9 protein-coding genes are annotated in these 10,916 nt (G+C 43.9%); 7 read left to right on the top strand and 2 right to left on the bottom strand.

What is annotated here, in order from left to right; genetic code table 11:
• The first annotated feature begins 384 nt into the window (after window positions 1-384).
• From FTV13_RS08770 to FTV13_RS08750, 5 genes are all read left to right on the top strand, one after another.
• Entirely contained in the window at window positions 385-1,302 is a 918-nt protein-coding gene (locus tag FTV13_RS08770) for a VacJ family lipoprotein (RefSeq protein WP_180011765.1), read from the top strand.
• Window positions 1,303-1,405: 103 nt separating this feature from the next.
• A complete protein-coding gene (gigA, locus tag FTV13_RS08765; protein WP_180011763.1) occupies window positions 1,406-2,374 on the top strand; it encodes an RsbU family protein phosphatase GigA in 969 nt (322 codons plus the stop codon).
• 112 nt (window positions 2,375-2,486) lie between these two features.
• Window positions 2,487-3,005 (top strand): anti-anti-sigma factor GigB, encoded by a 519-nt coding sequence (gene gigB, locus FTV13_RS08760; RefSeq protein WP_004783532.1) that lies wholly within the window; start codon window positions 2,487-2,489, stop codon window positions 3,003-3,005.
• Window positions 3,006-3,025: 20 nt separating this feature from the next.
• Window positions 3,026-3,853 carry a carbon-nitrogen hydrolase family protein gene (locus FTV13_RS08755; protein WP_180011761.1) on the top strand — a complete coding sequence of 276 codons (828 nt, stop codon included), beginning with the start codon at window positions 3,026-3,028 and terminating at the stop codon, window positions 3,851-3,853.
• A 118-nt stretch (window positions 3,854-3,971) separates the two neighbouring features.
• Window positions 3,972-4,397, top strand: coding sequence for an organic hydroperoxide resistance protein (locus FTV13_RS08750; protein WP_004783539.1), 426 nt, complete (start codon window positions 3,972-3,974; stop codon window positions 4,395-4,397).
• 173 nt (window positions 4,398-4,570) lie between these two features.
• On the opposite strand, the gene gspE is transcribed toward FTV13_RS08750, so the two are convergent.
• Window positions 4,571-6,058: a type II secretion system ATPase GspE gene (gene gspE / locus FTV13_RS08745; RefSeq protein WP_004783540.1), complete on the bottom strand. Its 1,488-nt coding sequence runs from the start codon at window positions 6,056-6,058 to the stop codon at window positions 4,571-4,573.
• 102 nt (window positions 6,059-6,160) lie between these two features.
• Between gspE and FTV13_RS08740 the strand changes: the two genes are divergently transcribed.
• Together FTV13_RS08740 and FTV13_RS08735 are read left to right on the top strand one after the other, a co-directional pair.
• A complete protein-coding gene (locus FTV13_RS08740) occupies window positions 6,161-6,982 on the top strand; it encodes a hypothetical protein (protein WP_257218507.1) in 822 nt (273 codons plus the stop codon).
• 9 nt (window positions 6,983-6,991) lie between these two features.
• The gene (locus FTV13_RS08735; protein ID WP_180011759.1) at window positions 6,992-7,915 is read left to right on the top strand and encodes a mechanosensitive ion channel family protein; all 924 of its coding nucleotides are present in this window, start codon (window positions 6,992-6,994) and stop codon (window positions 7,913-7,915) included.
• 150 nt (window positions 7,916-8,065) lie between these two features.
• On the opposite strand, the gene FTV13_RS08730 is transcribed toward FTV13_RS08735, so the two are convergent.
• The gene (locus tag FTV13_RS08730) at window positions 8,066-10,771 is read right to left on the bottom strand and encodes a DUF2339 domain-containing protein (RefSeq protein WP_180011757.1); all 2,706 of its coding nucleotides are present in this window, start codon (window positions 10,769-10,771) and stop codon (window positions 8,066-8,068) included.
• Window positions 10,772-10,916 lie beyond the last annotated feature (145 nt).

The following is a 10,916-nucleotide window of genomic DNA, read 5'->3' as shown; positions in this document are numbered from 1 at the left end:
TCTTAATGATCTTCTTGCTACTTCGTCAGTAGCAAGCTAGGTCGGCTATATTACTCTCTATCTCTAGAAAGTCAACCAGTAATGAAAATTATTTTTAAACTTTCTTTCTAAAACCTAACTCAACCATCTCATTCTAAGTTACTGTTTTATCAGAAGTTTTAATCTTCATCACCGCCGATGGATGTGCATTCTACAGTATTTCAGGGGGCTTGCAATACCTTTTTCAAATAAATCTTACCGCATGTCTATTTTTTAGCCTTTTATGAAGTTTTTATTCATTTATTATACAATTTTGCTTAAATTACGCCTATTCCTAGTAATACAGTTTATTATTCCGGGTTAAACAACGCCACTATACTCAGAACAAGGCTTTGGGGTTTCCTTATGCATCGCTCTATTTATTTATCTTTATGCTTATTTTCTTTGGCCTCTAGCCCATTAATTTTTGCTGAAGACACTACTCAGGCTGAACAGACTGAAATAGAAACTGAATCTTCTGCTACTACTGCTACGGTTCCACTCAGAGAAAAAATATCTTCCAAGGTGAGTCATCTGCAAACCCAGCTAAAAGTCGATGCTAGTGCCGCACAGGCTGAAGAAGTTAAAGATCCTTTCCAGGGCTGGAATAGAAAGGTCTATCAATTTAATGATGCAATCGATCAGGCAGTCGTTCGCCCCATTGCGGTTCAGTATCAGGAAAAGGTTCCTCAAGATGTGCGCGGCAGCTATACCCAGTTCCGTAGCAATTTAGGTGAACCATGGAATGCGGTAAACCAGTTGATTCAGGGCCGGCCTGCTCGTGCAGCAAAATCTTTGGGTCGTTTTACCATTAATACTTTAACCACTTTAGGTCTGGCAGATCCTGCCCGGCGTCTGGGACTGGATCATGAAGATGAAAAGTTCGGGATCACACTAGGTTATTATGGTGTACCTTCTGGCCCTTATGTGATGTTACCGTTCCTGGGCCCAAGTTCTGTGCGTGATACTTTCGGTATGGCAGTCGATAGCCAGACCCGTCCACAGAAATATATTCTTGAAGATGATGAAGGCTTGTATTGGGGTGATCAATTCTGGCGTGCAATTGATAATCGTGCAGAATTACTTGATATTGAAGGTGTGTTAACAGGTGATCGTTATGCACAAATTCGCGATATTTATTTGCAACGCACTAATTATATGATCGCCCAGAAAAAAGGTCTGGAACAGGAATCTTTATTCCTTGAAGATGACTTTGATGATGAAAATCTTGAGGATGAATCTTTCGATGAAAATGAGACTGAATCTTCTAGTGATGACCTTTGAAACCAAAGCTCAATGTTGATTTGCTAGCGAAAACTTTTCGCTAGCAATCATTTGCTTGTTATAGTACATCTTATAACTCATTCCAGGATCGAACTACCTGTCTATGTATTTCATTCAACCTACTCGCGATATTCCTTATTTAGATCAAGTGCTTGAGAAGCTTCCGCATGTTCAAGTAATCAAGCTGGAAGATCACGAGTTGTACGATGCAACGATTATTGCCATTGCAGATGTACATGATTATCTGAAATACAAGTGGAACCTTCCGACTGTAGTATTAGCGCTGAAAAATGAAGGAACAGCCTTGGCACAAGCTTGGGAACAAGGCGCTTTGGCAGGCTGGATCTGGAATAAACTGCCTGAACAACCCGATATCGCATTACAAAAAATTGATGCGCAATATAAGCGTAATCAGGATAGTCGTGATCTTCCTTCAGCGGCAGAGTTACAAAAACGTTTGCTACCGAATGAAATTGAATTGACCAATTATGCGGTTGAAACCTATTTTCAGCCTTCTGCCTATTTATCTGGCGATTGGTACGATTACTGGAAAATCAGCGATAAAGAAGTCATTTTCTATCTTGCAGATGTTTCTGGTCATGGCGTTACCAGCAGTTTATTAACGTCCTGGATGGCAGCCTTTCATGGACGTTCGAAAACACCTCGTGAGCTGATCAAGAAGCTGAACGGGATGCTGGTTCAGGAAAATATCGAAAAGCATATCACCATGATTGCCGGAATTCTGAACCTGGAAAGCCATGTTTTGAAATGGTCCAGTGCTGGCCACTATCCTCCTCCGATTATCTTTGAACCGAATCAGGAACCAAAAATCCTGTCATCCAGCAGCTTTCCTCTTGGCCTCACTGAAGATCTTGAGGTAGAAGAAAATGAATATATCCTCAGCCGCAATGCACGTTTCATTATCTGTTCAGATGGGGCATTGGAACCGTTTAGCGGCGGTCTGAATGAACAATTTTCCCAATTATTGCATCACTTACAGAACGAATCTTTCGAAGCACCCGAACATGTCGCCGACGATATTGCCATTCTCAGCTTTATAAGAGTGAAATAGCAGTATAATCACAAGCTTTATAAGCACTTAATTTGATTGCGACTTTCAGCTACTTGAGTATCTATAGACCCTATGGGATAATTTAATATCCTTCTCTGCAAATGGCATTTATATGTCAACAGGTCATGTTGAATATGCAAGCTTGAATGGAACGCATATTTTTAAGCTTATCGGCGAAGTGCGGGCCCAATCTTGTATTAGTCTAGACAAATTACTGAACAAACTTGAGCAGCAGGACAACGTTGTTGGCGCAATTGTTGATCTGACTGAAACCAGCTTTATTGACAGCACTGTACTGGGTGTCCTAGCAAAATTAGGACTTAAACTTAAGCAGCTCCATAAGATCCAGGCGGTGATGTTGTCAACTAACTCTGATATCACGACTCTGGCCAACAGTATGGGCTTGGGGCAGGTTTTTGTCATTTTGGATTACTGCGGTGATTCAAATGTATGTACGCGTAAACTGATGGAAGAACATGTGACGCATCAGGCAATGCTGAAAACTGTTCTAGATGCACATAAGACTTTAATGCGGTTAAATCAGAGCAACCAGAATATGTTTGAGCCCTTGGTCAAACAGTTGCAAAAAGAACAAGATAATCTAGATCAAGTGTCTGAACAAAAGGTATGAATACACAATAAGGAATCCCTATGACCTTACTTTCTGTTGCACAGATGAATTCCCAGAATGAAATTGAGCAAAATTTCATAACCATCGAATCATTAATTCAACAAAGTAAAGCAAAAGGCGCTGAACTTATTGTCTTTCCTGAAAATTTCGTCTGTTTTGCTGCTGGTAAGCAGCGCGAAACTGCTGCTCAGTTCGAGAGCATTCAACAACGCTTGGAACAATTGGCTCATCAATATCAGATCTGGATTATCGCAGGGACATTACCCTGCCCTTATCGTCCTGATGGTTCGATTATTGAAGATGGTCGGGTTCGAACCGTGAGTCTGTGTATCAGCCCTGAAAAAACTGAAGCCCGCTATGACAAGATTCACCTCTTTGATGTACAGGTTGGTGATGCTGTTGGTGGCTATCAGGAATCCCAATTCTTTGAACCAGGTACCGATGTTGTTGTTGCGAAAACACCTTTTGGCAATATCGGTATGATGGTCTGCTATGACCTGCGTTTTCCTGAACTTGCGCTTCATTTACGTGCCCAAGGCGCGAATATTTTAACTGCGCCATCTGCCTTTACTTACACCACTGGCCAAATGCACTGGCAATTATTATTGCAAGCACGTGCTATGGATACCCAATGCACAGTTCTCGGTGCTGCTCAACAGGGTTGGCATGGTGAAAAACGTCAAACTTGGGGACATGCCGCTGCCACAAACAGCCGTGGTCAACTTCTCGATATGGTGCATGCGGAAGGCGCACAGATTATTACGGTTGATTTTGATTTGACTGGGCAGGCCAAAGTGCGTGAGTCTATGCCACTCATGCAGCATCGCAAGCTACTAAAGTTCTCTTAAGTCAGACTTTTTACCGCATTCTCATTCGCTTGCATAAATTAACAAAATCCCTGCTTATTCTTCCCTAGAAATTATGGAGCATAGAAGTTCCATAAAAGAACAAGCAGGAAATACTCTCATGTCATTAGAAAAAGCAGTATATACCGCACGTGCCAAAGCTACAGGCGGTCGAGATGGCCGTGCAACCTCTGACGATCAGATTCTGGATGTGAAACTGGCAGTGCCCAAGGAAATGGGTGGCCCAGGTGGCGGGACCAATCCTGAACAATTGTTCGCTGCAGGTTATTCAGCCTGTTTTTTAGGTGCCATGAAGTTTGTTGCCAACCGGGATAAAATCAATATTAGCAAAGATGCCTATATTGAAGGTGAAGTTGGCATTGGTCCGATTCCTACCGGTTTTGGCATTGAAGTGACTTTAAATATTCATTTAGAAGGAATGGAACAGGACGAAGCTCAAAAGCTGGTCGATGCCGCACACATCGTTTGTCCTTATTCAAATGCAACCCGAAACAATATTGATGTTACTTTGAATGTCATCACCTAAGTCTACATAAGCATTCCACTCTCTATCCTGAAAAATCAGAAGTCATTTCAGGATAGAGCTGATTATTCTTATAAAATTTTAATCAAAATTACTTTGTGCTATTTCATAGAAAAATGATCACTTGAGATATTTACTTAAGAAAACTGTGCCTTCCTATCCCATCGAATAAAAATTTACTCTGCCGCCTCATTGGTTACACGCAAAACTTCTTCAATCGTGGTTTTTCCAGCCAGCACTTTACGTAAACCATCATCGCGAATTGAACCAGATTGCTGACGTGCATAGGTTTCCAGCTCATATTCAGCCGCATTACCATGAATCAGACGGCGCATATGCTCATCAACCGGTACAATTTCATAAATGGCGGTACGTCCACTAAAGCCGGTATTACCACACCGTTCACAACCGTGCGGTTGAGGTAATCTTAAATCCTGTGGATGCTCAATATGTTCAAACAGATTCTTTTCAAATGCATCCGCATCCTTCCAGGTCGCACAATGCGGACATAAGGTACGTACCAGACGCTGAGCAACTACCCCAATTAAGGAGCTGGATAGCAAGAATGGCTCAATTCCCATGTCTTTTAAACGGGTCACTGCACCAATCGCAGTATTGGTATGCAGCGTTGACAATACCAGGTGACCCGTCAGTGAGGCTTGAACTGCAATTTCCGCGGTTTCCAGATCACGGATTTCCCCCACCATCACCACATCCGGATCCTGACGCAGCATAGCTTTTAATGCACGGGCAAAAGTCATATCGACTTTGGTATTTACCTGGGTCTGACCAATCCCTTCTAACTGATATTCCACCGGATCTTCAGCCGTCAGGATATTTTTGGAACCATCATTTAGATCAGAAAGTGCTGCATATAAGGTAGTGGTCTTACCCGAACCGGTAGGTCCAGTCACCAGAATAATGCCATGAGGACGATGCACCAGGGTCTTGAGTCGATCATAATCGTTATTCATCAAGCCCAGATGAGTCATATTTAGACGGCCAGCCTGTTTGTCTAGCAATCGCATCACCACCCGCTCCCCATAAGAGGATGGCAAGGTTGAAACACGGACATCGACTTCACGCCCTGCCAGACGCAAGGAAATACGTCCATCCTGAGGAATACGTTTTTCTGCAATGTCCAGCTTGGCCATCACCTTGATCCGTGATACCAGTAATGGCGCCAGCTCACGACGTGGCTGCACAATTTCACGCAACTGCCCATCGACACGCAAGCGTACGGAAAGTCGTTTTTCGAAAGATTCCACATGAATATCTGAAGCTCCAACCCGGATTGCTTCAGACAACAAGGCATTGATCAGACGGACAATAGGCGCATCATCCTCCTGATCCATCAGATCTTCGGCTTCAGGGACCGAATCAGCAAGGCTTAATAAATCCGGGTGATCTTCCAGACCAGCCGCGACCTGCTGTGACTCACCACTATCGCCGGCAAAACTGGAACTGAGTAACTGATTGAATTCTTGTTCTGTACAATGTTGATACTGGGCCGGATGACCCAGCAAACGGCGTGCTTCCTGTAATGCAAGCATAGATGTATTGTCACGACGGACAATAAAAGCCTGATCTCCCTCATAACGCAATAGCACACCATGACGTTTCGCAAAGCTATACGGGATTTGTAATTGTTTCAGTACTTGCATCGCAGATTATAATAATGATGAAAAAATTTAAATTGAGTGTACTCTAAGCATATGACAGCGTGAAGTATGTTTTCAAAGATTTAGCAAGAAAGGATGCCAACATTGCCGCAAGATCAAGAGGAATTAAACCTGCAGTCTCCCAGAATTCAATGGTGGGGAGAGCAAAGTTTTGAAATTAACGAGTCCAAGGCCTGGCAATTTGGCTCTCTGCTGTTTCGTTTGACCCGAGGCTTGCAAGAATGGCGACTGGAATATTATCGTCCGACGGTGCAGTACGATTATGAACAGCAATGGCATCAGATTAGTGATCCACTATTTGCATTCCCGACCCCGGTGAAAATTGAACGCTATATGTTCAAATCTACCCAAAGCAAGTTACAGCTTATGCCTCGTCTGGCGAATCGCTCAGTGGTGATTAAACCGGTTGATCCAATTTATATTCCGGCCGGTCAACGTGGAACGCTCTATATTAGCACCCCGCTATGGATTGCCGGTTTTGTCGAAGGTCAACGTGAACCGATTTTTGATCTTCCAGTGATTTTACCGAAAGATACCTGGTTTGGACCCAATCATCGTTCCGGTGAAATTTGCTATGCTACCGCAGTCGATGGCCGGACTGAATTGCAACAATTACGTCCTCGTGCATTCCGTGCTGTGACTCCAATTGAGTTTCATAATACCAGTCAGCAGCAACTGCGTTTCGATCGGATGAATGTTCCAGTACCTGCATTGCCTCTCTTTTATAGTGCCAGCACTGAACGTCTGTGGACCTCGCAGATTAAGGTTTTGCATGAAGGTCTGGATCGCCCACCCCGGATCCGGGTGGAAAACCGTACCCCGCCCAATGCGGGTGAAGTGGATTATTTACACCCACCGCGTGATCCGGCGGGAAATTTATTTAATATGTTTGATTCATTTTTCTAAGAGCGTGTGATGCCAAATTCGAATATTCCAACCGAAGTCACCAACAGTCTCAAGGGAGTATTTACCAATATTAATACCGATCGCCTGACTGAAATCGTCGTCGCGGTTGTGCTGTGTTTTATTGGTTTCCTGATCGCACGTTTTTTTTCGAATGCTTTTATCCGTACTATTGGTATACGCTTTAATGCGCATCAGCAAATGGTCTGGCGCCGCGGGATTTTCTACTTTATTTTCCTGCTGTTTGTGATGGCGAGTTTGAAGGAAGCCGGATTTAAACTCAGTGTCTTTCTCGGTGCAGCAGGTATTTTAACCGTCGCACTGGGTTTCGCATCCCAAACCTCTGCATCCAACCTGATCAGCGGTATCTTCCTGATTGGTGAAGGATCTTTTGAAGTAGGTGATACCATTCAGATTACACTGATTCGTGGACATACCGTTGAAGGTGAAGTGATTTCGATTGATCTGCTCTCGGTTAAACTACTTACCCAAGACAATATTTATGTACGCTTGCCGAACGAACAACTGATTCGGGCTCCGGTACACAACTTGTCCAAGTTTCCAATCCGGCGTATTCCGATTACCTTGGCTATTAATTTCCATGAAGACATCATCAAGGTGCGTGAAGTACTGCTTGATGTTGCCAATAAATATCCACTGGTTCTGGCCGATCCAAAGCCTGCAGTCACAGTCACCGCCTTCCGTGAATCTTCGATTGAACTTTTGTTTGCGATTTGGTGTCAGCAGGAAAATTATCTGAAAGTCCGTGATGAAATGCAGGAACGGATTCGAAATGGCTTTCTCGATAACCAGATTGAAATTCCGGTACCGAAAATGGGCTTTGTTGATCATCCACTGGCTCGCCCACTGGAAAATGAAGACGTTGATCAATATGCCAATGAGAAGGAGCTGAAGAGAAAGCCGGATTTAAAATAACTTTTTCTAAATCACTCCTCACCTCCCTTTACTAAGGGAGGAACTGTCATAAAAAGCCTGTCTTTCTTTTACATATCGCTTAAAGCAGTGCTTTAAGCTCGTTCAGGGTTTGGGGAGATTAAATTAACGCTCAAATCGAGTAATTTAGATTCAAACCCTTTTCTCCCCATCCGGCATTGGTGCTATATACGCAATCAGTAGCATGACCCCACCGGCCAGCAAGAATGAAATCACACGTGTCAGTGTACCGGTATGAGATAAGTCGAATAACACCAGCTTCAAGCTGACGATTACCAGAATACTGCCTCCTAAAATCCACATCGGTTTAAGCCTTTTTAGCGTAGCCGTCCACATAGTCGCCCAGGCCAGCAATACCCAAAGAATCGTCAGGCTTAACTGTACTGTGGCATTACTCCACAATTCCAGGCTATTGAATGGTGTTTGCAGATAGATATGTAAGGCCCGTAATACAATATAGCTCGACAGCCATAACAGGCTTAGTACCATCAGTACCGACATCATCCCGCGATCGTGTCCTGCCCGAATCTGCTGCAACAGCATCCACAGGAAACTGGCAAGCATGGCCAGACTGATCAGATCAAATGGATTGAATAGAGGTAACCAGTAATATTGGAAAGCTTGCTGGTTAAACAGCTGTGAGCATATTAACCAAGCTCCCATTAACACTAAGCAGTTTTTACTCTGCCAGAGTAAGCGCCACTCTGAATTTTCTTTTCGTCGATAACACCAGAACCAGAATACCAAAGGCAGAATTACCATACTGAGATAAGGCATGCTCGGTATTAGGCATACACTAGCCAAAGTCAGGCTGGCAAATACCCCAAAGCTCATCCACTCTTTGGATAAATCAATTCCTTTCACCGGTCTTAACCATAAAGCAGCCAGCAATAATGATGAAAGTGCAAAGATTCCACGCTCCAAAGCACTTGGCCAGACCAGAATCCCATTTTCGCTATAATCAACAGCCAGCAAAATCGCAATGATCACCAATGGCGTAAGACCGCTCCATTTTGGCAATAACCAGCACCATTCCTGATGCTTGCGCTGTATGATTTCACTTAGAACCGTATAACCCAGTGCAAGACTGAATAAACTATAAATATAGGCCTGCTCATGAGCGAACTCATCTTCAAGCAAGGCAAACAACATCAGGGTCGCAGCAAAACTGAGAGTGCTCAGAAAACTGATACTTAAACTATTGAGCTGCTGGCGGTATTTGGCTTTAAGCTGACTCAGGAAGACGACGGCGACATAACAGAAGCTGAGAATCCAGAAAATTTTCCGCGGTGTGGGATTAAGCTCAATCAGATAGTAAACACTACTGAAGCCTGCCATGATCAGCAGTCCCATACTCAGATAATGCGCAACCCGAATATTCTTTTCCAATGCCCAGAGATAAATCAGTGCTCCTTCAACCGCCCAACCCACTACGCTCCACTGCTCTGTCAATAAAATGGGTGGAACCAAAGCCAGAAAGATCAGCATCAAGCTGAGATAACTTTGGGAAATGACCTGAATACTTTCTCTACGACGCACTAAAGTCCAACAGATTGCAAATATCCCAGCAAATAACAGACTAAGCCCGGCTTGCCAAAGCTTCTGATCAGGCTGATTGAAATGAATCAGATACAGGAAAATATATGCGGTAATCGGTGCAGCAAAAATCAGGACAAGATCCAGAACCGGTTTTAAACGAAAACGCGAAAGATCCTGCCGAGCCAGTAACTGGCTAAAACGAAAGCCCAGCCAGATGAATACCGCACTATGTGCCAGAATCAGAGCGGTCATGGTATAACGCTCGTATGTATGACCATGAATCAGGCTATACATCCCACCTACTATGACTGTGACCAGAAAGGCAATCTGGTTCAGGATTTTCCAAGGCCGCAAACTGCTGAGTAACAGCACGCCGATATTAATCAGCAGATAATAACTGATGAACTCAACCGCAGAAGCATCTCGGGTCGGCAAGGTAAACGGCGCCAGATAGGCAATGAATAAAGCCATAACTGCCAGCTCAATACTTTCCTGTTTCAAGCTTAAGTACAGCGTAATTGCTAAAATGACCAAGAACACCAGAGCTGCCAGTGGCAACGTGGCAATCACCAGATTGTAGTAGGCAAAGAACAAGGTCAGAAATAGTGCCCCTAATCCCAAGCCTTCCAGTGCCAGACCGAAACTGCGGTTTTTAGCGATCAGGGTATAACCCAATCCGGTCACAACAACAGCAGATAAAGCGACCAGTCCTAATTTCACCGCCAAGCTCAGCTGCCAGTGCTCTGTCGCAAAACGGAGTAATAAAATGATTCCGATCACCAAAATGGCGATCGCAGCTTTAAGAACCGGATTTCCACGAAAAATCCATTGTTGGATCTGATCCAGCAATTGTGGTTGCTCTGGACTAGCTTGAGCAGCAATGGGTAAAGGAATATCGGGTTGAGTGATTTCTGGATGTATCTGATCTGCTGACCGGTAACGAGATTGCAACTGGACAATGTTACGTTCCAAACGTTGTAACCAGCGTAATAGAAAGAAAATCCAGGCGGTAATGCCGATCCCCATCAGCCAGTTGAGCTCAGTCACGCCTCCGACAATGGCGATAATAGAAGAAATATATAGCGGTATTTTAGAATTGGCTGGCACAATCACCTGCGTCGGTGCAGCCAGATCCCGCACGGGCGCTTCAATGGCACTGATATATTGCATCACGCTGATCAGGAAACCCAGACCAGTGAGATAAGTCACGATCTGCAATTCCAGATACCATGCACTTATTCCCACAATTACCAGACTAATCAGCCAGATCATACGCAATTCATTTTGCCCTGCCGTCATTCTTCTCGTTCTCGTTCTCGTTCCTTAACCATGTCATCATACAACAGCTTATACTGCTTATTTCATCTTCACCCGATATTCGCTAAGCTGTAGAAACCGACTTGCTCCTGCGAGTGCAGTAAAAATCACGTACAATAAAACTGTT

This window comes from Acinetobacter sp. YH12235 (assembly GCF_013417705.1).
Lineage (GTDB): Bacteria > Pseudomonadota > Gammaproteobacteria > Pseudomonadales > Moraxellaceae > Acinetobacter.
This window is presented reverse-complemented; position numbering and strand designations above follow the sequence as displayed.